The sequence below is a fragment of the Polaromonas sp. C04 genome (genome assembly GCF_002002705.1).
Taxonomy (GTDB): domain Bacteria; phylum Pseudomonadota; class Gammaproteobacteria; order Burkholderiales; family Burkholderiaceae_C; genus Rhodoferax_A.
On the sequence record NZ_MUNS01000035.1, the window covers coordinates 1 to 23,988 of the forward strand.

A 23,988-nucleotide genomic window follows, 5' to 3' on the forward strand; every position below is an offset into this window, starting at 1 on the left:
CCCCCTCCCCCGCCCGCCGCCCACTCGCAAAGCAGGCTGTCATCAAATAGCCCCCCGTAGGCGCCTCCCAATCGAGCATTTCGCCAGCACAGAACACGCCGGGTAGTTGCGCCAGCATCAAATAGTCATCCAGCGCCTCGAACGGCACGCCGCCCGCGGTGCTGATGGCTTCAATGATCGGCCGGGCGGCAACCAGGCGGATCGGCAGGGCCTTGATGGCCTCTGCCAGCCGGGCGGGCTGCGCCAGCTCGTTCTTATTCAGCAGTTCGTGCAGGATGCTGGCCTTGATGCCGTCCAGGCCGAGGCGGCTTTTGAGGTGGCTGGAGAGCGTGCGCGAGCCGCGCGGGTGCGCTACCTCGGCCAGCACACGCTCGGGCGTTTTGTCGGGCAGCAGGTCGAGGTGGAAGGTGGCGCTGCCATGCGCCGCGATCTCGTCGCGCAGCAGGCTGGACGCCGCATACACCAGGCTGCCCTCCACGCCCGTGGCGGTGGCGACGAATTCGCCGCGGCGGCTGAAGCTGTGGCCCTGCGAGTCGGTGAAGGCGATGGCCACCGACTTGAAGGGCTGGCCGGCGAAGCGGGTTTTGAAATGCTCCGTCCAGCCGGCGCGCCCGGCGCTTCCCACATCAAAGCCGCAGTTGGCGGCCTGCAGGGGCGCGATAGTGATGCCGCGCGCACCGAGCAAACCCGCCCACGCGCCGTCCGATCCCAGACGCGCCCAGCTGGCACCGCCCAGCGCGAGCACGACGGCGTCGGCCTGCACGCGCACCGGGTTCGGGTCCTGCGGCGTGGCAAAGGTCAAGGCGCCTGGATCGCCTTGATCGTTCCAGCCGGTCCAGCGGTGCCGCATATGGAACTGCACGCCCGCCGCCCGCAGCCGGTGCAGCCAGGCGCGCAGCAGCGGCGCGGCTTTCAGGTCCTTGGGGAAGACGCGGCCCGAGGTGCCGACAAAGGTGTCCACACCGAGCGCCTTGGCCCAGTCGCGTAGCTCGGCGGCGCCGAACGTTTTTAACAGCGGCTCGATCTGCGGCTGGCGTGCCGCGTAGCGCGTGACAAATAGTTCGGGCGGCTCGGAATGCGTCAGGTTCAGCCCGCCCTTGCCGGCCAGCAAAAACTTGCGCCCTACCGAGGGCATCGCGTCGTACACATGCACCTCGACGCCCGCGCCCGCCAACACTTCGGCGGCCATCAAACCGGCCGGGCCGCCGCCCACCACCACTGCTTTTTTCATTCAATCCAACCTTGTAATTTCCCTGAGTGTGCCTTGTGCGGTCATGAAGGCGGCCTTGACCGTGGCATCGGGGTAGATGGCCTGCACGGCGGCGCGGTAGGTTTGCAGTTGCGCCACCTTATCGGCCTGGCGCTGCGGCTGCGCCGCCGATTTGTAGTCGAGCACCCACCACTCGGGCACGTCCTTGCGGCGCACCAGGCGGTCCAGCCGCAGGCTGGCGCCCTGGTGGGACAGCGCCACTTCGTTGCCGTGCCAGGCGATCGCCTCGGGGCTCCAGGCCCAGGCACCTTCGCCGACCAGGATGCGCTGCGCCATCTCCAGCGCCTGCTGCGCCTGCGCCGCGTCCAGGGCGAACTCGCGCGCCACCGACTGCACCTGCGCGCCGGGGCACGCGCTGGCCCCGAGCGGCGCCCATTCGAGCAGGCGGTGCATGGCTTGGCCGATCAGCGATTCGGGCGAGGACGCCGGCGCGCCAGCGCCATCTGCTTCTGTTTTAATAGCCGACTGCGCAGGCGGTACAAGGGCTGGCGGCAGAATTGGCAACAAATACGGCGCTGCACCGGGCACCTGGAGAGCACCGGGCACAGCAGTGGCGGCGCCGTCGATGGGCGTCGCAAGCGCCTGCAGCCGCTGCCACCAGCTGCCCGCATTCGCGTTTTTCGGCTCCAGCGACGACAGCACGAGACGCTGTTTGGCGCGCGTCATGGCCACGTACAGGCCGTTGAGTTCCTCGCGCGCCCGGGCGATTTTCTCGGCCTGCAGCGCGGCGACGGCACTCGGCGGCGGGCTGGTTTCGCTGGCCAGAAACATGAAGCTCTGCGGCGCCGGCGCCTCGCCCGGCCAGTCCACCAGCACGCCCATGGTCTGCGCGGCGGGCTCGGCGGCGTCGGTGTCGAGCAGCAGCACCAGCGGCGCCTCCAGTCCCTTGGCGCCGTGCACGGTGAGCAGACGCACGGCGTTGGCGTCGGCCATGGCGGGCGCCTTCACGCCGCCGGCCTTCAATGCGCGCACCAGCGCATACGGCGTTGCGTAGCGTGCGCCGCCACCCTGGTCCAGCGCGGCCGCCAGCACGGCGCGCAGATTCGCCAGCACGCTGCCCTGCAGCGCGGCCGGCGTGGCGGCGCAAAAGCGCGCGAGCACGTCGCCGTGCGCGTAGATGCGGTCCAGCGCATCGTGCGGCGGCAAGCTGTCGAGCCAGCCCTTCCATTGCATCAAAACAGTCGCCAGCCCTTGTCCATTGGGCGCTTTCAGCTCTGTTTTTGGTAGCAGATCGAACCACGCGCTGGCTTGCCGCGCATCAGGCCCATCAGGCGCATCGGCGCGGGTTTGCCGCTGCAGCATGGCGATCTGCACCAGCTCGGCATCGCTCACGCCAAACAGCGGCGACTTGAGCGCCTGCGCCGTTGAGAGGTCGTGCGAGGGCGACACCAGCGCGTCGAGCAGCGCCACGATGTCGCGCACCTCGGGCGCTTCGGCCAGATCGGTCTTTTCGGGCTGCTGGCTTGGGATGTGCAGCGTGCGCAGTTCGTCCTGCATCACCGCGAGCCGGTCGCGCTTGCGCGCCAGCACCATGATGTGCTGCGGCTGCAAACCATTGCGCAGTTGCTGCGCGAGCCAGTGCGCGGCCTGGCGGCACTCCAGCGTGCGCAGGGTCTCCTCGGGCAGTTCGCGCGGCGTGGTGAGGCTGTCGCGCCACGCCAGGCCGTCATCGTCTTGCGCCCTTGACTCCTCCCGGCCCGGGCGCGGGATCTGCGCCAGCTTGAGCACCGCGCCCGCCTCGCTCGATGCGGTGCTGTGCGCCCGAAAGCCCAGGTATTCGCCGGCCTCTTGCGCTGCGGTCATCACCTGGTTGACCGTGGCGATGACCTCCGGTGCATTGCGCCGCGTGTGGTCGCAGCTCAGCAGGTCGCCCCCCAAACCATCCACCACAAAGGCCTGCGCCGCCAGAAACACCTGCGGCTCGGCGCGCCGGAAGCGGTAGATGCTCTGCTTGGGGTCGCCCACGATGAAGACGCTGGGCGCGTGGCCGCCGGCCCCCGCGTAGCCACTGAGCCAGCTGCTGAGCGCCTGCCATTGCAGCGGATTCGTGTCCTGGAATTCGTCGATCAGCAGGTGCTTGATGCGCGCGTCGAGCCGCTCCTGCACCCAGCCGCTGAGCAGCGGGCTGGAGAGCATGACCAGCGCGGCGCGCTCCACATCGTTCATATCGATCCAGCCGCGCTCGCGCTTGAGGGCGGCGAATTCGGCGCAGAGCACGCGCGTCAGGCGCGCCATGCGCTGCTGGTGCAGCCACGCGTCGTGCTGCGTGCGCGCCTGCGCCACGCGCAGCAGCAGTTCCTGCGCGGCACGCACCTGCTCGATGCCAATGATTTTTTCGCTGAACTTGCGCGGCTCGCCTTTTTGCGTCAGCAGGGCCGTGGCAGCGGCCTGCGTGTCGCCTGCCGTGATGGCCTGCTCCAGCTCCACGCCCTTGGCCGAGAAGGTCGGCGCGCTGGCGCGGCCCAGCGCCTGCGCGGCGGCCTGCAGCTGCTGGCGGTGCGCGGGTTGGGCCAGCAGTTCTTCAGGCTCTTGCAGGCCGGCAAACCCGGCCAGCAGCGCATCGAAGCGCGGGACGGATCGCTCCACCACGCCTTGCGCATCGGCCAGCGCAAACTCCACACGCTTGGCCAGCGCCGCGCTCAGGGCCTTTTCGGTTTGAAACCGGCCATGCTCGGCCACCGCCGCAAAGTAGTCCTGCCGCACCTCGGGCAACGCCGTCAGGGCCGCGTAGAAGCGGCGCCAGACCTCGCCGACCGCCTGCGCGTCGTCCTCCAGCAATTCGTAGTTGGCGGGCAGGCCGAGCGACTGCAGCACGGCCAGCGGCGCGGTGCCGAGCAAGGCGGCGAACCAGCTGTGGAAGGTGCGGACCTGTACCGGCCGGCCGCTGGCCAGCACACTCGCGTACAAATTCTTCAGCGCTGCGCCGCCGCTGTGGGCACTCGAAGGGCTGACGCCGCGATAGAGCAGTTCCTGCTCCAGCTGCTCAGGCGTTGCGCGCGCGAATTCGGCCAGCCATTCGCCCAGGCGCTGGCGCATCTCGCCCGCGGCTTTCCTGGTAAAGGTGATGGCCAGGATTTCGTGCGGGCGCACGTGTGCCTGATCACTGTCCTGTGCGCCGTCGAGCAGGGCCCGCACGATGCGCGACACCAGCATCCAGGTCTTGCCGGCGCCGGCGCAGGCTTCCACCGCCACGCTGCGGCGCGGGTCGCAGGCGATGGCGTAGAACGCCGCGCTGGAGACGCGCCGGCCGTTGTGTTCGTAGGCAAATTCGGAGGCAGATTCAGTCATGCGGCGTCCCAGAAGTCTTTGCGGCACAGGCCGCGCGCGGCGCAAAAGTCGCAGGCCGAACCTTCGCCCAGCGCCGGCAGGGCGGCGCCCTCGCCAATGCGCGCCATGTCGTGCAGGATGCCGGCGATCAGCGCGTCGCGCACCTCCACCACGGCGGGCTGTTCGACCGCGGTGGTCGCGCCCTTCTCGCCCACGTTGAGGTAGGCCGCGCGCAGCGTGTCGTGCGGCTGCAGCGCGGCATAGAAGGCCAGCTGCGTGTCCTCGGTGGGCTGCCGGACGCGCTCGCGCGTCTTGGCCAGGGCCTCGGTCTTGTAGTCGATCAGCAGGACCGCGTCGTCCGCGTCCTGGTCGATACGGTCGATCTGGCCGATTAGCGTGAGCACGCCGAGCGGCTGCTCCTGCCAGGCCTCGGCCTGCTCGAAGCGGGCGCCGCTGGCTTCGTGTCCGGCGAGCCAGGCGAGGTAGCCATCGCGCACCTGCGGCCACGCGGCGGCGAACGGCAGGAACTCGTCTTCGCCGAGGTGCATGGCTTCGGTGATTTCTTCGGCTGCTACATTAATCATAGCTACCAGCGCAGGCAGGTCATGGGCTGGAGCCGCTTTTAATGCTTCATGAAAGGTTTTGAGCACCGCATGCAGCCACAGGCCGAAGTCGCGCTTGTCAACTTCGCCCTCGAGTTCGTCGGCCTCCTTCAGGCCGAGCTGGCGCAGTGCAAAAAAGCGGTAGGGGCAGCGCCGCAGATCCTCGTAGGCGCTGGCCGACAGGCGCTGCACCGGCAGGCTGGGTGCCACCGGCTGCGGCCGTGGCGCGGGTTGCGACGGCACGGCGCGGTGCTCGCGCGGGTCCATGGCCGTGGGCGCAAGGCCCTCCAGCAGCAGTTCCTGCACCAGCGGGCTGGGCAGCAGCGGCTCGCCCGTGTCGTCGCTGTGGCGCCACAGCACGTCGCCGTGCGGCGTCTGCAGTGCATCGCGCCAGGCGGCGCGCACGGCCAGCGCCAGCGCCTCGCGCGTCGGCAGGGCGAGCGCTGCGCGCTGCGCGGCGGTCCACGGCCCCGGCGGCTCGGGCGAGACCGCCAGGCGCACCTCGTCGCAGCCCGGCAGCACCACCGCGGCAAAGGGACGCGCCAGCAGTTGGGACATCGGCAGAATCACCACCTGCTCGTCGCCTGCCAGGCTGGTGTGCGACGGCACAAATTTGTCGGCCTCCAGCGCTTCGTTGACCCAGGCCGTGAATTCGGCCAGATCCAGCCGCCGCGTGGCCCAGACCGTGGGGGCCAGCGACTGCTCGAACGCGCCCTGCTCCGCCGGACTCAGGCGCAGCACGGCCAGCAGCTTGTCACCGGCCGCGTCGCCGGCCAGCAAGGCCCACTGCCCGCTGGCGTGCAGGAGCACACGCAGGCCCTCAAGCCACTGCACCAGCGGTCGGGGGCGCTGGACGGTTTGCAGCAGGCGGTTGACCTCAAGGGTCAGCGCCGTCAACGCCGCGATCCCGGGTTGCGCAGTGTTCGCTGTCGGATCAGGCGCATTCCACGCCCGCCAGGCCTGCACGCCAGCGCGCCGCAGTGATTTTTCGAGGAGCAGGACCTGACTCTGCGCAAAGGCCGGAGCGTTCTTCAGCCAGTCCAGTACGGCGTCGGAGCTGGCGTCCCAGCGGCAGGCCCGCAGCGCGCCCATCACATGGGCGGCGGCGCGCGTGGTCGAGAGCGTCCAGCCGTTCTCGTCGCGGATCGTGATGCCCTGCGTGTCCAGCATGGCGCGCACGCGGCGCGTCAGCACGCGGTCGGTGGCGGCCAGCGCCACCGGCGTACGCCCGGCCTCGATGTGGCGCAACACGCAGGCGGCCGCGCGCTGGGCCTCGTCCTCAAGGTCGCGCGCCGCATGCAGCACGATGCTGCCGCGGGCAGCGTGTGTCGGCAGCGCGATGGACGCGGCCTTGTCGCCCCTCTGCGCCTGCAGCGCCTGCGCCAGGGGTTCGGCCTGAAAGCCTTCCAGCACGATCAGGCAATCCAGTCCGGTGCCGCCAGCGGCATCGACGGCAGTCGCCTCGAACAGCGTATCCGTGGCATAGCTGGAGGCCGCCGCCCATTCCAGCGCCACGCGGGCCACGGCCGCTTCCAGCGCCAGCACCGGGGCGTCCAGCCCCGAGGCCACCACGGCGCGCGCACGGGCCACCCAGGCCGGCCGCTGCGCTGGCGCGATGGCGGCGACCAGCGCGGCCAGTTGCTGCGCGGACTCGACCAGCCGGCCCGCCAGGCCGTCGCGCTGCGCACCCAGCCCGGCGCGCTCCAGCAGGGTTTGCGCAGTGAGCCCATCGCGCGCTGCATCGAACGTGATGTCGTCCGGCCCGGGCATGAAGCCCGTCATGCTGCGGGCCCAGTTCCGGGTGGTTTCAAAGCGCGGCGCGAAGCCGCCTTGCATCACTTGCGACCAGAGTTTTTGCGCCAGCGGCATGAGCTGGGCGTAGGGCAGCAGGACCACGGTCTGCACCGGGTGCAGCGCCGGTTGCGCCATGCAATGCTCAATCGCCGCGGCGATTCTGGCGATCAGCCCGTCTTGCGGATCGAGCCACAACGCGCGCACCGGATGCCCTGGCGCCAGCGCGGATTCATGGCTTTTTGCTATCACGTTCATAGAGTCCGCGTCCCCGGTCATTTTGCTTGCTTTCTGTCACAATGCCTCCACTTTAGCGGTACACCCCATCCAACAAGGAACACGCCATGGCCAGCGAACTGATCAAACATATCTCCGACGCCACTTTCGAGGCCGAGGTCCTGCAATCCGACAAGCCGGTGCTGGTGGACTACTGGGCCGAGTGGTGCGGCCCCTGCAAGATGCTGGCGCCGATCCTGGACGAAGTGTCCACCGCCTATGAAGGCAAGCTGCAGATCGCCAAGATGAACGTGGATGAAAACCGCGACATTCCGGCCAAATTCGGCATCCGCGGCATCCCCACGCTGATGGTGTTCAAGGGCGGCCAACTCGCTGCCACCAAGGTCGGCGCCATGAGCAAGGCGCAGATGACCGCCTTTATCGATCAGCAACTCGCCTGAGTCTTTTCCCCGGCAGTCCCGGCACCGTGCTTGGGGCTGCTATCGTTTTTCCTGTCATAATCCCCCCAGTTCGCCAATTCGCACACCCACGCGAATAGGTTCGAGTTTCCGGTTTGTGAGGCACACCCAGCCTCCTTTCAAATCCCCCAATTTTTGTCAAATACTCCTGAACGGAGTCCCCCCATGCACTTAAACGAACTCAAGGCACTGCACGTGTCTGAAGTCCTCAAGCAGGCTGAAGAGCTGGAGATCGAGAACACCGGCCGCATGCGCAAGCAGGAACTGATGTTTGCCATCATCAAAAAGCGCGCGCGCGCCGGCGAACAGGTGATTGCCGACGGCGTGCTCGAGATCCTGCCCGACGGCTTTGGCTTTTTGCGCAGCCCCGACACCAGCTACACCGCCAGCACCGACGACATCTACATCAGCCCGAGCCAGGTGCGCCGCTTCAACCTGCACACCGGCGACATGATCGAGGGCGAAGTGCGCACCCCGAAAGACGGCGAGCGCTACTTTGCCCTGAACAAGCTCGACAAGGTGAACGGCGGCGGCCCCGAAGAGAACAAGCACAAGGTCATGTTCGAAGCCCTGACGCCGCTGTTCCCGAAGGAGCAGATGAAGCTCGAGCGCGACATCAAGGGCGAAGAAAACATCACCGGGCGCATCATCGACATCATTGCCCCGATCGGGCGCGGCCAGCGCGCGCTGATCGTCGCGCCGCCCAAGAGCGGCAAGACCGTGATGATGCAGCACATCGCGCATGCCATCGCGGCCAACTACCCGGACGTGCACATGATGGTGCTGCTGGTCGACGAGCGCCCCGAGGAAGTGACCGAGATGCAGCGTTCGGTCAAGGGCGAGGTGATCGCCTCGACCTTTGACGAGCCGGCCGCGCGCCACGTGCACGTGGCCGAAATGGTAATCGAGCGCGCGAAGCGCCTGGTCGAGCTGAAAAAAGACGTGGTCATCCTGCTCGATTCGATCACCCGGCTGGCGCGCGCCTACAACAACGTGGTGCCTTCCAGCGGCAAGGTACTCTCGGGCGGCGTCGACTCCAACGCACTGCAGCGGCCCAAGCGCTTTTTTGGCGCGGCCCGCAATGTGGAAGAAGGCGGCTCGCTGACCATCATTGCCACGGCCCTGGTCGATACCGGCAGCCGCATGGACGAGGTGATTTTTGAAGAGTTCAAGGGCACCGGCAACTCCGAGCTGCACCTGGACCGGCGCCTGTACGAAAAGCGCGTGTTCCCCGCGATCCAGCTCAATCGCAGCGGCACACGCCGCGAGGAGCTGCTGCTGGCCCCCGAAATCCTGCAAAAAACCCGCATTCTTCGCCAATTCCTGTTCAACATGGACGAAATCGAGTCGATGGAGCTCATGCTCAAGAACATGAAGGCCACCAAATCCAATGTCGACTTCTTCGACATGATGCGCCGCGGCGGCTGAAGCAGCGCGGCCTGCGATGGCCGGCGGATCTGGATTTCATGCGATAATTTAAAGCTAACGCGAAAAGTACCTGGTTTTTATATTGCGCAAAGGGTTTGCGCGAGGCGCCGGGCGGCTGTCGCAACTGAAAAGGAAAGAACATGAAAGAAGGCATTCACCCCAGCTACCGCGAAATCTGCTTCGTGGACCTGTCCAACGGTTTCAAGTTCGTGACGCGCTCGTGCGCCAACACCAAGGAAACCATCAAGATGGACGACGGCCGCGAACTGCCGCTGTACAAGCTCGATACGTCGAGCGAATCGCACCCCTTCTACACCGGCACGCAAAAGTCGGTGGACAACATGGGTGGCCGTGTCGAGCGCTTCCGCAACCGTTTCGGCAAGACCGCCGCCAAGTAATTCGGCCGCAGGTTTTCTGCTGTACGTCCGCCAAAGGGCAGCCCGGGTTACCGCGCTGCCCTTTTGTTTTACACACCAGCCCCTGATTTTCAGCACGGCATCCTCCCCGCGTGAACCAGCCGACCCCCGCCATCGTTGCCCAGGGCGCCGTGCGTCGCCTGCCGCGCATCGCGCTGCTGCTGTTTTGCGCCGCCTACGTGCTGCCCGGCTTCATCGGCCGCGAGCCCTGGAAAAGCGCCGACATGACGTCGTTCGGCTACATGCTGGAGCTGGCGCGCGGCGCCAGCGGCTGGCTGCATCCGCAACTGCTCGGGCTGCCGCCGGAGACTGACGGACCCCTGCCGTACTGGCTCGGCGCCTGGGCCCTGCAGGCGGCCCCGGGCTGGATCACTCCGGCCTTTGCGGCCCGCATCCCGTTTGTGTTTTTGCTGGCGCTGACCCTGGTCGCGACCTGGTACGGCGTGTACTACCTGGCGCGCAGCACGCAGGCCCAGCCGGTGGCGTTTGCCTTTGGCGGCGAGGCCAAACCAACCGACTACGCCCGGGCCATGGCCGACGGTGGTCTGCTGGCGCTGATGGCCTGCCTTGGGCTGGCGCAGCTGTCGCACGAAATCACACCCGCCCTGACGCAGGTCTGCTTTACCGCGCTGACCTTTTACGCCGTGGCAGCGGCCCCCTATCGCACGGTGGCCCCCGCCATTGGCTTGACTGTGGGCATGGCCGGACTGGTGGCGAGCGGCGCGCCCGCCATGGCCACGCTCTTCGCGGCCGGCAGCGCGCTGCTGTGCCTGGCCGAGCCGGATGAAAGCCATGACGCGCGCCGGCGCAGCATTTTCTGGGCCTGCGGCATCGTCGTGGTGACCCTGCTGGCGGCCTGGCTGGCAGCGTGGCTGGACCTGTGGCGCTGGCGCGCCACCCTCCCCGAGAGTCGCTGGGTGGAATGGCGCAACCTGGGCCGGCTGCTGCTGTGGTTTACCTGGCCGGCGTGGCCGCTGGCCTTGTGGACCCTGTGGCGCTGGCGCCGGCAACTGGCCAGTCGCCAGCTCAGCCGGCACCTGGCCCTGCCGCTGTGGTTTGTGCTCGTCTCGGTGGGCGCCATGACCATCATGCGGCCGGCCGACCGCGCCCTGATGCTGGGGATGCCGGCGCTGGCGACACTGGCCGCGTTCGCGCTGCCCACGCTCAAGCGCAGTGTCACTGCGTTGATCGACTGGTTCACCCTGCTCTTTTTTACGGGCTCGGCCGTCATCATCTGGGCCATCTGGATTTCGATGCAAACCGGTTTCCCGAAGCAGCCCGCCGCCAACGTGGCGCGGCTGGCCCCCGGGTTTGAACCCAGCTTCTCGCTGCTGGCATTTCTGGTCGCGCTGGCCGCCACGCTGACCTGGGGCTGGCTGGTGAAATGGCGGGTCGGGCGAAACCGCGCCGCCATCTGGAAAAGCCTGGTGCTGCCCGCCGGCGGCACCGCGCTGAGCTGGCTGCTGCTGATGACGCTGTGGCTACCGGTACTGGACTTTGCGCGCAGTTATGCGCCGCTGGTGGGGCGGGTCGTGAGTGTCATCAACCGGCCGGAATGCGTCGAAGTCTATGGACTGAGCCGCGGCCAGATTACGGCCTTCCAGTACCACGGCCATTTGAACCTCAAAGAGGCCGCGATGCAGGCGCAGTGCCCCTGGCTGGTGGTCGACGCCGATGCGCGCGACACGCTGCACAAGTCCGTGAACCTCAAGCAATGGACCCTGCAGGGCATCTTCCGCCGCCCCTCGGACGACAACGAGAATGTGCTGCTCTACAAGCGTGCGCCTCGCTAGAGCCCCCACGCTTGCCACTGCGTGTGCTGCGCTGCCCCCCGAGGGGGCTGAACTTGCTCGGGGCGGCCCTTCGCTGCATTCATGCCCGAGCTGAAAGTCATCATCCGGCACGCCGTCACCGTGCTGGTGGGCCAGCTGGCCGTCATGGCATTCGGCGTGACCGACACCATCGTGGCCGGGCGCTATTCCGAGACTTCGCTGGCTGCGCTGTCGGTGGGCTCGGCCATCTACATCAGTGTCTACGTGGCCTTGATGGGTGTCATGCAGGCGCTGCTGCCGGTCTGGGCCGAACAGCATGGCGCGCGCCGCCTGGCCGACGTAGGCCGCTCGCTGCGCCAGGCGCTGTACCTGTGCGCCATCACCATCGTGATGGGGATGGCGGCCCTGCTGTCGCCGGACGCGGTGCTGCGCTGGACCGAGGTGCCCGCCGCACTGCAGGGCGAGGTGCAGCGCTACCTGGGTGTGCTCGCCCTCGCGCTGGCCCCGTCCCTGCTGTTTCGCATCTACAGCACGCTGAACCAGAGCCTGGGCAAGCCCCAGCTCGTGACCTGGCTGCAAATCGGCTCGCTGTTCATCAAGGTGCCGCTCTCCATCTGGTTTGCCTTTGGCGGTCTGGGCCTGGCGCCGCAAGGCGTGGTCGGATGCGCCTGGGCCACCCTGGTCGTGAACTACGCCATGCTGGCGCTGGCACTGTGGCTGCTGCGCACCCAGGACTTCTACCTGCCCTACCGCATCTGGCAACGGCTGGAGCGGCCCGACTGGCGGCAAATCGGCGAGTTCGCGCGACTCGGCATTCCCGGCGGGTTGGCCATTTTGGTGGAGATCACCTCGTTCACACTGATGGCGCTGTTCATCGCCCGACAGGGCACGGCGGCCGCAGCGAGTCACCAGATCGCGGCCAACCTGGCGGCCGTGCTGTACATGATGCCGCTGTCGATCGCCATTGCCACCAGCGCGCGCACGAGCTACTGGCTCGGGGCCGGCGACCCGCGCCGCGCCCGCGCCGCCATTCGCATGGGTTTTAAGCTTGTAGCCCTGATGGCTATTGCGCTGTCCACTATTCTTTTCATAGCACGCGGGGAGGTAGCGGAAATCTATGCGCGCAACCCGGCCGTGATTGCGCTGGCCAGCGCCCTGCTCGCCTGGGTCGCCGCCTACCACCTGGCCGACGCGGTCCAGACCCTGTGCGTGTTTGTGCTGCGCTGCTATCGCGTGACCGTGGCGCCGCTGCTGGTGTATTGCGTGCTCTTGTGGGGATTGGGACTGACGGGCGGCTACCTGCTGGCTTACCACGGTGTCGGGACTGTCCACGCCATCGCATCGCCCATCACGTTTTGGGCGACCAGCGCCATCGCGCTGGCCCTGACCGCGACTATTTTTGCAGCGATTCTGTGGCGGGCCGTGCGGCGACCGGCGGCGCGGCAGGCGCAGGCGCCGCGCCGCCCGGCCCCTTGATGCGGCTGGCGGGAAAGATAATCGAAAACGTGGAGCCCAGCCCCGGCGTGCTGGCTATGCGCAGCTCGGCGCCGTGCCGCTGCGCGACATGCTTGACGATCGCCAGGCCGAGTCCGGTACCCCCCGTCTCGCGCGAGCGGCTGCGATCGACGCGGTAGAAGCGCTCGGTCAGGCGCGGAATATGCTCGGGTGCGATGCCCGGCCCCGAGTCCTTTACTGAGAACTCGGCGCGCCCGTCCGGCAGCATCCGCCACTGGACCTCGATGACGCCGCCCGCGGGCGTGTAGCGCACGGCATTGTTCAGCAGATTCGACAGGGCGCTGTGCAGTTCATTCGGCGCGCCCGCAATCTCGCCCATGCTGTGCGGGTCCGGCGCAGGGTCAAAGCGCAATTCGTGTCCCGCGGTCTCGCCGCGAGTCACTAGCGCCGACAGCGTGCGCGCCTCTTGCAGGCACCGCTCCAGCAGCGGATGCACCGGTGTCCATCCGGCAGCGCCGGGCGGCGGACTGCCTTCCAGCCGCGACAGGGTCAGCAAATCGTTGACCAGTGTCTGCATCCGCTCCGCCTGCTGCGCCATCAGGGCCAGATAGCGGCTGCGCTCGGACTCGTTCAGCGGCAGCGTGCGCAGCGTCTCGACAAAGCCGGCGAGCACGGTCAGCGGGGTGCGGATCTCGTGCGATACGTTGGCCACAAAGTCCCGGCGCATGGCTTCGGCCTGCTCCAGCGCCGTCACATCGCGCGACAACAGCAGCTTGCGGCCTTCGCCGTAGGGATGCAGGTGGATGGATACCCGCACCGGCCGCGAGGGCGTGCTGCCCGGCCCCGGAATCGAAATTTCGTGCGCATAGTCGCCCCCGGCATAGTAGGCGGCAAAGGCCGGGTCGCGCACCAGATTGCCGATCTGCTGAAGTACATCGCGCCGGGCGTCGAAACCAAACTGCTCGGCCGCGATCTGGTTGCACCATTCAATGCAGCCGGCCTTGTCCAGCAGCACGACGCCGTTGGGCGACGCCTGGATCGCCGCCAAAAACTCCTGCAGGCGTGCCTGGCTGTCCTGGGTTTGCTGCTCGCGCTGGCGCAACAGGCGCCGGGTCCGGTCCGACACCTCCCCCCACAGGCCGCGCAGCGCGGGGGCACCACTGGCCTCGCCCTGCTTGAGCCAGCGCAGAACGCTCGCGCCGCGCAGCAAGTCCACGCCGAACCAGAACAGGCCGGCGAGTGCCAGGCCGGCCAGCGCACCCCAGCGCCCGCCCAGCCACCACCCCGCCAGTGCGCCGGCGAATTGGAGCGTCAGGAAGCCGAAAAAACGAAACAGCATGGCGCGATTGTGAAGGGAGATGGCAGCGCGGGCATTGCCGCGGCAACGCCGACCTCGCGGCTCAGGCCTGGCTGGCAGCCACCTGTGGCTGCGCCGTCAGTCGGTAGCCGGCGCCGCGCACGGTCTCCACCATGGCGCCGGCAGCGCCCAGCGCTTCGCGCAGACGCTTGACGTGCACGTCGACGGTGCGCTCCTCGATGAACACGTGGTCGCCCCAGACCTTGTCCAGCAGTTGCGCGCGGCTGTGCACGCGCTCGCGATGCTTCATGAGGTAATTCAACAGCTTGAACTCGGTGGGCCCGATCTTGAGAACCTGGCCCTGCCAGGACACCCGGTGCGTTGCCGAGTCCAGCGCCAGGGCACCGATCGTGATACTGGCATCGACCTGCTCGGGAGCGCGGCGGCGCAGCACGGCACGGATGCGGGCCAGCAGCTCCTGCGTCGAAAAGGGCTTGGTGATGTAGTCGTCCGCGCCCGCATCGAGCCCCGCCACCTTGTCGGGTTCGTCGCCGCGCGCCGTCAGCATCAGGATCGGGATGCCCTTGGTGCGCGCATCGGCGCGCCACCGGCGTGCCAGCGCCACGCCGCTTTGCCCCGGCAGCATCCAGTCCAGCAGGATCACGTCAGGCAGCACGGCATCGAGTTCGCGCTGGGCGGCGACGCCCTCCTCGGCCCAGATCGGCTGGAAGCCGTTGTGCCGCAGATTGACCGCAATCAACTCGGCAATCGCGGGCTCGTCTTCGACAATCAGGACGCGGGGAAAGTGCTTCATTGCACGGCCGACTCGACTTGCTCCATCGTAGTGTGGCGCACGTCCGCGCCCTTCACGATGTAGATGATGAACTCCGCAATGTTCTTGGCATGGTCGCCAATGCGCTCGATTGCCTTGGCCAGGAACAGCAAGTCCAGGCTCGCGGAAATCGTGCGCGGATCTTCCACCATGTAGGTGATGAGCTTGCGCACAAAGCCGTCGAACTCGCGGTCGATCAAATCGTCTTCCTTCAGGATGGTCACGGCCACGGCCGTATCCAGCCGCGCAAATGCATCGAGCGCCTTGCGCAGCAGGCCGGAGGCCAGATCGGCGGCGACGCGCAACTCGGACGCCGGCAGGGTGCGCGCCGCACCGCTCTCGATGATGGACTTGACCATGCGCGCAATTTTTTCGGCCTCATCGCCGACCCGCTCCAGGTTGGCGGTGGTCTTGGAGATGGCAATGAGCAGGCGCAGGTCGCGCGCCGTTGGCTGGCGCCGCGCAATGATGGACGACAGCTCTCGGTCGATCTCGATCTCCATCGCGTTCACGCGCGGCTCCGCGTCGATCACCTGCTGGGCCGCTTCCACACTGAACTGCGAAAGTGCATAAATCGCCTGGTGGATCTGGGATTCGGCCAGCCCGCCCATCTCCATCACGCGCGAGGACACGCCATTGAGCTCGCTGTCGAACTGGGTTGAAAGGTGTTTGTCGGACATAACTGCCTCCTTGAAAGTCACCCGAACCGGCCGGTGATGTAATCCTCGGTCTCTTTGCGCCGGGGCTTGAAAAACAACTCTTCGGTGACGCCGAACTCGACCAGGTCGCCCAGGTACATGTAGGCCGTGTAATCGCTGCAGCGCGCGGCCTGCTGCATGTTGTGCGTCACGATGACCACGGTGTAGTCGTTTTTGAGCTCGGCAATCAATTCTTCTATTTTGGCAGTGGAAATCGGATCGAGTGCCGAGCAGGGTTCATCGAGCAGCAAAATTTCGGGCTTGATCGCAATCCCGCGCGCAATGCACAGGCGCTGCTGCTGGCCGCCCGACAGGCTGGCGCCGTTCTGGTGCAGCTTGTCCTTCACCTCGCTCCACAGCGCGGCCTTTCGCAAGGCCCATTCGACGCGCTCTTCCATATCGGCGGCATTGAGATTTTCGAACAGTTTGACACCAAACACGATGTTGTTGTAAATCGACATGGGGAACGGCGTCGGCTTCTGAAACACCATGCCCACCTTGGCGCGCAGCAGGGCCACGTCCTGCCGCGAGGTCAGCAAATCCTCGCCGTCGAGCATGATCTGGCCCTCGGCGCGCTGCTCGGGGTAGAGCGCGTACATGCGGTTGAAGACGCGCAGCAGGGTCGATTTGCCGCAGCCCGACGGGCCGATGAACGAGGTCACCTTCTTCTCCGGAACTTCCAGGTTGATGCCCTTGAGCGCGTGGAATTTGCCGTAGTAAAAGTTCAGGTTTCTGACCGAGATTTTCGATTTTTCCTGGGGCATCGTCATGATCTGTCTTGCTCGATTTTGAGGGTGGGATTCGGGAACTTGCGGGTATCACTGCCTGCTGCGTGTCATGACGCGCGCCAGAATGTTCAGCCCCAGCACCGCCACCGTGATCAGGAACACGCCGGCCCACGCCAGTTTCTGCCAGTTCTCGTAGGGACTCATGGCGAACTTGTAAATGGTGACCGGCAGGCTGGCCATGGGCTGGCTCAAGTCAGAGGTCCAGAACTGGTTGCTCAGCGCCGTAAACAGCAGCGGCGCCGTCTCTCCGGCAACGCGTGCCACCGCGAGCAGGACCCCCGTCACCACCCCGGCGCGCGCCGCCCGCAGGGTGATGCCGAGAATCACCTTCCACTTGGGCGCGCCCAGCGCATAGGCGGCTTCGCGCAGACCTGCCGGCACCAGTTGCAGCATGTTCTCTGTCGTGCGAATCACCACCGGAATCACGATCAGCGCCAGCGCCAGCGCACCGGCCCAGCCGGAAAACGACTTGAAGCGGGCCACGACGACGGCGTAGATAAAAAGACCGATGACGATGGACGGCGCCGACAGCAAAATATCGTTGACAAATCGCGTGACAGACGCAAGCCAGCCCTTGGGGTTGTATTCGGCCAGATAGATGCCGGCCATGATGCCAACGGGCGTGCCGATAAAAGTGGCCGCGGCAACCATGACCAGCGAGCCGTAGATGGCGTTCGCCAGGCCCCCAGCCTCGTTGGGGGGCGGTGTCATTTCGGTGAACGTGGCCAGCACCAGTCCACCGACGCCCAGGCGCACCGTTTCCAGCAATATCCAGAACAGCCAGAACAGGCCAAACGCCATCGCCGCCAGCGACAGGGTCAGCGCAATCCGGTTGACCCGCTTGCGATGCGCAAATTTGGCCAGGCGCACATCCCGCTGCTGGAGGCCGTTCATGCCCGGGTTCCTTCATTCTTTCGCAGTCGCGCCAGCAGAATTTTGGACAGCGCCAGCACGACAAACGTGATGAAGAACAGGACCAGCCCCAGATAAATCAGGGCCGCCTGGTGCAGGCCCGGAGCGGCTTCGGCGAATTCATTGGCCAGCGCCGAGGTGATGCTGTTGGCCGCCTGGAACAAGCTCAGCGAATCGAGCTGGTTGAAGTTGCCGATCACGAAGGTCACCGCCATGGTCTCGCCGAGTGCTCGCCCCAGCCCGAGCATGATGCCGCCCATCACGCCGGCCTTGGTGTAGGGAAGCACCACCTTGAACACCACCTCCCAGGTCGTCGCCCCCAGACCGTAGGCCGACTCCTTGAGCAGAACCGGGGTGACCTCGAACACGTCGCGCATCACCGCCGCGATGAAGGGGATGATCATGATCGCCAGGATGATGCCCGCCGACAAAATACCGATACCCACCGGCGGCCCCGAAAACAGGGACCCCAGGTAGGGCACGCCGGCGAACAGGGTCTGCAGGGGCTGCTGCACATAGGTCGCCAGAATCGGGCTGAACACCAGCAGCCCCCACATGCCGTACACGATGGAGGGCACGGCGGCCAGCAACTCGATCGCGGTGCCCAGCGGTCGCTTGAGCCAGGCCGGCGACAGCTCCGTCAGAAACAGGGCAATGCCGAAGCTGACGGGCACGGCAATCAAGAGTGCGATGAGCGAGGTGGCCAGCGTGCCATAGATCATGACCAGCCCGCCGTACTCGTTCTTCACCGGGTCCCAGACGGTGCTGGTCAGAAAACCAAGACCGTACTTTTCGATGGCAGGCCACGCGCCAATCACCAGCGACACCAGAATGCCAAGCAGCAAGCTCAGGGTCAACCAGGCGGCACCCGCAGCAGTCCAGCCGAACAGCCGGTCCAGCAGGGGGCCCGAGCGGGCCAATGGATGGGGTGGTGGACGGGTCATGGCGCGTGGAGTGACCTTGGCGGCAAGGTCGAAGGGAGCTTCGTTTACCGGAAGTGTAGAGGACACGTGAAACACCCCTTGCGCCATGAAGCTTGAGAAAACCTGATTTTCCTGCTTACTTGTAAGCGACGACCTTGCCCGATGCGTCCTTGATCTCGCCCCAGCTCTTCTCGACGATCGCCTTCACGCTCGCAGGCAACGGAACATAGTCAAGGCTGTCCGCTGCCTGGTCACCGTTTTGGTAGGCCCATTCGAAAAACTTGAGCGTGGTCGCGCCTTGCGCCGGCTTGTCCTGCACCTTGTGCAGCAGGATGAACGTGGCACCCGTGATGGGCCATGAATCCTTGCCCGGCTTGTCGGTCAGGATCTGGTAGAAGCTCTTCGTCCAGTCCGCACCCGCGGCAGCCGCCTTGAAGGCCGCAGCGTCCGGCGACACGAAGTTGCCGGCGGCATTTTGCATCAGCGCATACGTCATCTTGTTTTGCTTCACATAGGCGTATTCGAGGTAGCCGATCGAGTTGGGCAAGCGGCCCACGAATGCGGCGACCCCTTCATTACCCTTGCCACCCGCGCCGGCCGGCCAGTTCACCGCCGTTCCCTCGCCCACCTTCGCCTTCCACTCGGCATTGACCTTGCTCAGGTAGTTGGTGAAGATGAACGTCGTCCCCGAGCCATCGGCGCGGCGAACCGGCGTAATGGTGGCGTCCGGCAAAGCCAGTGTCGGGTTCAGCGCCTTGATGGCCGGATCATCCCATTTGGTGATCTTGGCCAGGTAAATGTCACCGAGAACCTGCCCATTGAGCTTCAGTTGCCCTGGCGCGATGCCCTTGACGTTCACCACGGGAATCACACCACCGATCACCGTCGGGAACTGCATTTCGCCTTTTTTTGCCAGATCCTCGTCCTTGAGCGGCATGTCGGAGGCGCCAAAATCGACGGTCTTGGCGTCGATTTGTTGAATGCCGGCGCCCGAACCGACGGACTGGTAGTTGATCTTGACGCCCGTGATCTTGTTGTAGTCGGATGCCCACTTGGCATAGATGGGGGCGCCAAAAGTGGACCCGGCGCCAGTCACGCTCTGCGCGTTGGCGGGCATGGCATAAACGAAGGACACAGCCGCCAGGCTGATCATCGTCGCACTGAACTTCATCGTCATGAAAAGACCTCTCAGGGTGGTTAGGAGATGCGCAGACTTTAAGACGCCGATATGACAATGGTGTGACAGAAAATCCCGGGCAAACAAACGGGCCTGAATGCTATGCTGACCAGCAATCAATCAGGCCAGACAATGCAAAACGGAACTCGACTCGCCGCTGTGGACCTGGGCTCCAACAGCTTTCGCCTTGAAATCGGCCGCTTCGAGGGCGGACAGATTCACCGGGTTCAATACCTGAAGGAAACGGTCCGGTTAGGTAGCGGCCTGGATGCCGAGCGCAACCTGACCTGCGTCGCCATGCAGCGAGGCTGGGATTGTCTCGCGCGCTTTGGTGAACGACTGGCAGATTTCAAGCGGGGCCAGGTGTGTGCGGTCGCCACGCAGACCCTGCGTGAAGCACGCAACCGTGACGCATTTTTGGCGCGTGCCCACGAAGTACTGGGGTTTCCAATTGACGTCATTTCGGGGCGCGAAGAAGCCCGGCTGATTTACCAGGGCGTGGCGCATCTGTTGCCCCAATCCGACGAAAAACGCCTGGTGGTGGACATCGGTGGGCGCTCCACCGAGTTGATTCTGGGCCGCGCGTTTGACGCCCGCGTGGTGGAGTCATATCGCGTCGGCAGCGTCACCTTGTCAATGAAACACTTCTCCACCGGCCAGTTCACCGCCCATGCGTTCCAGATGGCGGAAATCGCCGCCAAAGCAGTGCTCGATGAAGCGCTCAACGCCTATCGACGCGATGCCTGGGAGGTGGCTTATGGCTCCTCGGGCACCATTGGCGCCGTAGGCGACGTGCTGACTGCAGCGGGCTGGCCGGCCGGCTCAGTCACGCGCGAAGGCCTGGATTGGCTGCTGGCCCGATTGCTCAAGGCGCAAAGCGCTGACCGCTTGCAGCTTGACGGCATCAGGGAAGACCGCCGCGCGGTCATCGGCGGCGGTGTCAGCGTTTTGCGCGCCGTGTTCGACCTGCTTGGCATCGACACGATGCAGGCCGCCCAGGGTGCGTTGCGGCATGGCGTCCTGTACGACCTGCTGGACCGTGAGCAGACGCAGACCGACGTCCGCTCGGCGACCGTTCAGCGCCTTGTCGACAAGTTCGAAACGGACACCGCGCAGGCCCGGCGCGTCGGCAAGGTCGCCTGTCACTTGTTCAATCAATTGCAGGGCGGGCCTGCCACGGCCGGCCCCGGCAGCAATTTGCGAAAACTGGATTGGGCCGCCCAACTGCATGAAATTGGCTGCCGGATTTCACACAGCGACTATCACAAACATGGCGCCTATATTCTGGACAACATCGATGCATTGGGCTTTGCCCTGCCAGAACTTCATCGCCTCAGCCTGCTCGTGCTGGGGCACCGCGGCAAGCTGCGCAAGCTGGAGGTGGATTTCGAAGACACCTTGTTTGTGCGCCAGTTGTTGTGCCTGCGCCTTGCCGTCATTCTTTGCCATGCGCGGCGCGATCCCGACCTGAAGGGCATGCGGCTCGCGGCAGACCCCGGCGCCGACCACCGGCTGGTACTGGCCTGCCGTCCGGGCTGGGCCGAGGCCTTTCCGCAATCGGCTCACCTGTTGCGCGAAGAGGTGGCAGCCTGGCAGAAAACGCCCTGGACCCTGCAACTCGCGGGCTGCTGATTTGCCGAGGCGATTTAAACCGTATAAACTGTATATACAGTTTTAATTAAAATCCTCCCATGCCCACCGTAAAAAAAATCGCCCCCAGCAAGAAACCAGCCTCCGCAAGTCCCGAAAGGATCCCGGCCAAACCAGTGGCAAGTCCCGCCAAGGCCGCTGTAGCCAAGACCGTTGCCAGACCCAAGGCCGCCGACAAGCCCACCAAGGCCAGGAAGCCCAAGCTGGTGCGCGACAGCTTTACCATCCCCAAGATTGAATACGGCGTGCTCGACGAATTGAAGCAGCGTGCCGCCAAACTGGCCCATCCCGTGAAGAAGAGCGAAGTGTTGCGTGCCGGCATCAAAGCCCTGGCCGCCCTGCCCGATGCAGTCTTCCTCACCGCACTGGAAGCCGTTCCGGCCATCAAGACCGGCCGGCCCAGCCAATCCTGACGTCAGGCGCCTGTCACAGGGCTTCCGGCGACTGCACGCTCACCACCACGGTTTGGGACTGTCCCTCGCGGTCGCGATGGCGCAGCCACCAGAGCGCGCCTTTTTTGATCGCGCACTCGCTGGCCTGAAGTGCCAGCAATTGCGACAGGGTCTGCCCCAGCGTAGGCTGGTGCCCGATCACCAGCACGGTTGACTTGTTCGCAGGCCACTGCACGAGTTCCAGCAATTGCGCAGGCGTGCCGCCCGGGCCGAGTTCGGGCCGCAACTTGTATTTGCGCCCCAGCGCCAGCGCCGTCTGCTCGGCCCGCCGCGCCGGACTGACCAGAATCCGCGCGCCTTCGGGCAACTGCCGGTCCAGCCAGGTGGCCATGCGCGCAGCCTGCTTCTCGCCACGCGGCGTCAGCGACCGCTCCAGATCATTGCAGCCTTGCACCCATTGTTCGGCTTCCGCGTGGCGCCACAGGATCAGATCCATGGTGTTTACTCGCCGCTTGCGGCGTCCCCATCCGCGTAACGCGCCATCAGCGCCGCCTGCGCACTGTGTCCCGTGTGCCCTCCCGCCGCATCAACCCGTGTGTAGGTGCCATCCGGCCCCAGATCCCAGGCATCGCGGCCATCGTGCAAATAAGCCACCAGGCATTCATCGATGATGCGCTGGCGAATGACGGGGTCGCTCACCGGCCAGGCCAGCTCGACCCGCCGCAGCATATTGCGGTTCATCCAGTCGGCACTGGACAGATACAGCTCTTCCTCATCCGCGCAGCGGAAATAGAACACCCGCGAATGCTCCAGAAACCGGCCGATGACCGAGCGCACCCGGATGTTTTCGGTAACACCGGGCAATTGCGCCGGCAGCGTGCAGGCGCCGCGCACGATCAGGTCAATCTTCACGCCGCGCTGCGAGGCCTTGATCAGCGACAGGACCAGCGCCTCGTCGGTCAGTGCGTTCATTTTGGCGACAATGCGCGACGCCTTGCCCTGGGCCGCACCCTCGCCCAGCGAATCAATCTTCTCGATCAGTTTGCGCTGCAACTGGAACGGTGCCAGCCATAGCCGGTTCAGTTTGGGCAGCTTGCTCTGGCTCGCCAGATGCACAAACACGCTGTCGACGTCGGCTGTCAGCAGCGGATCGGCGCTGAGGTAACTCACATCGGTGTACAGCTTCGCGGTACGCGAGTTGTAGTTGCCGGTCGACAGATGGGCATAGCGCTTGAGGTTCTTGTCTTCCCGGCGCGTGATCAGCAGCATCTTGGCGTGCGTCTTGAGGCCCACCACGCCATACACCACCTGGGCGCCAATGGATTCGAGCATCTCCGCCCAATTGATATTGGCCTCCTCGTCAAAGCGCGCCTTGAGCTCCACCACGGCCGTGACTTCCTTGCCGCGGCGCACCGCCTCGCGCAGCAGGTCCATCAGCTCCGACTCCACGCCCGTTCGATAAAACGTCTGTTTGATGGCCAGCACCTGCGGGTCGTGCACGGCCTCGCGCAAAAAGGCAAGAACCGCATCAAAACTCTCGAACGGGTGATGAATCGAAACATCCCCCTGCTTGAGTCGCTCAAAAAACGACTGGCCAGGCACCAGCTGCGCGGGATAGGACGGCTTGAACGGTGGGAACAGCAATTCGGGTTCGTCGATCAGATCGATCAGTTGCGCCAGCCGCGCCAGGTTCACCGGGCCATGAACGCGGTAGAGCGCCAGCGCCGGCAAGTTGAATTGCTTGAGCAGAAAACTCGCAAGATACTCGGAACACCCCGTCGAGACCTCCAGTCGCACCGCCTGACCGTAGTGGCGGTGCTCCAGGCCCAGGCGCAACGCGGTGCGCAGGTTTTGCACGTCGTCTTCGTCCACGGCAAGATCCGAGTGGCGCGTCACCCGGAATTGCGAAAACTGCCCCACATCGCGTCCCGGAAAAAGCGTTCCCAGGTTGGCACGGATCACACTGGACAACGACAGGAACAGGACCCGCCCGCCCGACACCTTGCCCGGCATGCGGATGAGTCGCGGCAGGACACGCGGCACCTTGACGATGGCGATGTCGTTCTCGCGGCCGAAGGCGTCACGCCCGCCGAGCCGCACGATGAAGTTCAGCGACTTGTTGGCCACCTGCGGAAACGGGTGCGCCGGATCCAGCCCCACGGGAATGAGCAGCGGGCGCACCTGGCGCTCAAAGTATTGTTTGACCCACTGCCGCTGGACGACGTTGCGTTCGCCATGCGCGATGATCTTGATGGCGTGCTTCTCAAACGCGGGCATCAGCTCGTTGTTGTAAAGCGCGTACTGGCGCGCAACCAGGTCATGCGCGGCGGCGGCCAGCGCCTCGAACGACGCCACCGTATAGGGTCCCTTGTGTTCGGCGCTCTGCAATGCCGCCAGGTGCGGCGCGGCACGAATCTCAAAAAATTCATCCAGATTGGAAGAAACAATGGACAAATAACGCAGTCGCTCCAGCAGTGGCACCTGGGGCCGATGCGCCCAATCGAGCACGCGCTCGTTGAACGCGAGAATGCTGTGGTCCCGATCCAGGAGCGGGACGGCAGGGGGTTCGGCTGCTGCAGGCTGGCGGGCAACGACCTTGGAATTCATCTTGGGCTGGGGCGAA

19 protein-coding genes are annotated in these 23,988 nt (G+C 65.5%); 7 read left to right on the top strand and 12 right to left on the bottom strand.

Annotation, left to right across the window (positions count from 1 at the left end):
• From B0E49_RS14070 to B0E49_RS14080, 3 genes are all read right to left on the bottom strand, one after another.
• The coding region (locus B0E49_RS14070; protein WP_077562839.1) for a TIGR03862 family flavoprotein at positions 1-1,231 on the bottom strand (1,231 nt) is incomplete at its 3' end.
• On the bottom strand, positions 1,232-4,558 hold the full coding sequence (locus B0E49_RS14075) for a UvrD-helicase domain-containing protein (protein ID WP_077562840.1): 3,327 nt from the start codon (positions 4,556-4,558) through the stop codon (positions 1,232-1,234).
• Positions 4,555-7,188 carry a PD-(D/E)XK nuclease family protein gene (locus B0E49_RS14080; protein WP_077562841.1) on the bottom strand — a complete coding sequence of 878 codons (2,634 nt, stop codon included), beginning with the start codon at positions 7,186-7,188 and terminating at the stop codon, positions 4,555-4,557. The genes B0E49_RS14075 and B0E49_RS14080 overlap by 4 nt, the downstream gene beginning before the upstream one ends.
• An 86-nt stretch (positions 7,189-7,274) precedes the next feature.
• On the opposite strand from B0E49_RS14080, the gene trxA reads away from it, so the two are divergent.
• The 5 genes from trxA (at position 7,275) to B0E49_RS14105 (ending at position 12,717) form a co-directional block, all read left to right on the top strand.
• The gene (trxA, locus tag B0E49_RS14085; RefSeq protein ID WP_077562842.1) at positions 7,275-7,607 is read left to right on the top strand and encodes a thioredoxin TrxA; all 333 of its coding nucleotides are present in this window, start codon (positions 7,275-7,277) and stop codon (positions 7,605-7,607) included.
• Positions 7,608-7,790: 183 nt separating this feature from the next.
• On the top strand, positions 7,791-9,053 hold the full coding sequence (rho, locus tag B0E49_RS14090) for a transcription termination factor Rho (RefSeq protein ID WP_077562843.1): 1,263 nt from the start codon (positions 7,791-7,793) through the stop codon (positions 9,051-9,053).
• 140 nt (positions 9,054-9,193) lie between these two features.
• Positions 9,194-9,451 carry a type B 50S ribosomal protein L31 gene (locus tag B0E49_RS14095; protein WP_077562844.1) on the top strand — a complete coding sequence of 86 codons (258 nt, stop codon included), beginning with the start codon at positions 9,194-9,196 and terminating at the stop codon, positions 9,449-9,451.
• A gap of 110 nt (positions 9,452-9,561) precedes the next feature.
• Positions 9,562-11,262: a hypothetical protein gene (locus B0E49_RS14100; RefSeq protein WP_077562845.1), complete on the top strand. Its 1,701-nt coding sequence runs from the start codon at positions 9,562-9,564 to the stop codon at positions 11,260-11,262.
• A gap of 81 nt (positions 11,263-11,343) precedes the next feature.
• A complete protein-coding gene (locus B0E49_RS14105) occupies positions 11,344-12,717 on the top strand; it encodes an MATE family efflux transporter (protein WP_077562846.1) in 1,374 nt (457 codons plus the stop codon).
• On the opposite strand, the gene phoR is transcribed toward B0E49_RS14105, so the two are convergent.
• From phoR to pstS, 7 genes are all read right to left on the bottom strand, one after another.
• Positions 12,635-14,035: a phosphate regulon sensor histidine kinase PhoR gene (gene phoR / locus B0E49_RS14110; RefSeq protein WP_077562847.1), complete on the bottom strand. Its 1,401-nt coding sequence runs from the start codon at positions 14,033-14,035 to the stop codon at positions 12,635-12,637. The genes B0E49_RS14105 and phoR overlap by 83 nt on opposite strands.
• A 61-nt stretch (positions 14,036-14,096) precedes the next feature.
• A complete protein-coding gene (gene phoB / locus B0E49_RS14115) occupies positions 14,097-14,807 on the bottom strand; it encodes a phosphate regulon transcriptional regulator PhoB (RefSeq protein ID WP_077562848.1) in 711 nt (236 codons plus the stop codon).
• Positions 14,804-15,505, bottom strand: a complete 702-nt coding sequence (phoU, locus tag B0E49_RS14120; RefSeq protein ID WP_077562849.1) for a phosphate signaling complex protein PhoU — start codon at positions 15,503-15,505, stop codon at positions 14,804-14,806. The genes phoB and phoU overlap by 4 nt, the downstream gene beginning before the upstream one ends.
• Before the next feature lie 17 nt (positions 15,506-15,522).
• Entirely contained in the window at positions 15,523-16,293 is a 771-nt protein-coding gene (gene pstB / locus B0E49_RS14125; protein ID WP_077562850.1) for a phosphate ABC transporter ATP-binding protein PstB, read from the bottom strand.
• 48 nt (positions 16,294-16,341) lie between these two features.
• Positions 16,342-17,205, bottom strand: a complete 864-nt coding sequence (gene pstA, locus B0E49_RS14130) for a phosphate ABC transporter permease PstA (protein ID WP_077562851.1) — start codon at positions 17,203-17,205, stop codon at positions 16,342-16,344.
• Positions 17,202-18,254: a phosphate ABC transporter permease PstC gene (pstC, locus tag B0E49_RS14135; protein ID WP_077562852.1), complete on the bottom strand. Its 1,053-nt coding sequence runs from the start codon at positions 18,252-18,254 to the stop codon at positions 17,202-17,204. The genes pstA and pstC overlap by 4 nt, the downstream gene beginning before the upstream one ends.
• Positions 18,255-18,282: 28 nt before the next feature.
• Positions 18,283-19,317, bottom strand: coding sequence for a phosphate ABC transporter substrate-binding protein PstS (gene pstS / locus B0E49_RS14140; protein ID WP_077562935.1), 1,035 nt, complete (start codon positions 19,315-19,317; stop codon positions 18,283-18,285).
• A gap of 138 nt (positions 19,318-19,455) precedes the next feature.
• On the opposite strand from pstS, the gene ppx reads away from it, so the two are divergent.
• Positions 19,456-20,955, top strand: coding sequence for an exopolyphosphatase (ppx, locus tag B0E49_RS14145; RefSeq protein WP_077562936.1), 1,500 nt, complete (start codon positions 19,456-19,458; stop codon positions 20,953-20,955).
• Between the two features lie 134 nt (positions 20,956-21,089).
• Positions 21,090-21,386 (top strand): hypothetical protein, encoded by a 297-nt coding sequence (locus B0E49_RS14150; protein WP_286138013.1) that lies wholly within the window; start codon positions 21,090-21,092, stop codon positions 21,384-21,386.
• Positions 21,387-21,399: 13 nt separating this feature from the next.
• On the opposite strand, the gene B0E49_RS14155 is transcribed toward B0E49_RS14150, so the two are convergent.
• A complete protein-coding gene (locus B0E49_RS14155) occupies positions 21,400-21,861 on the bottom strand; it encodes a SixA phosphatase family protein (RefSeq protein ID WP_077562854.1) in 462 nt (153 codons plus the stop codon).
• Positions 21,862-21,866: 5 nt separating this feature from the next.
• Positions 21,867-23,972, bottom strand: a complete 2,106-nt coding sequence (ppk1, locus tag B0E49_RS14160; protein WP_077562937.1) for a polyphosphate kinase 1 — start codon at positions 23,970-23,972, stop codon at positions 21,867-21,869.
• Positions 23,973-23,988 lie beyond the last annotated feature (16 nt).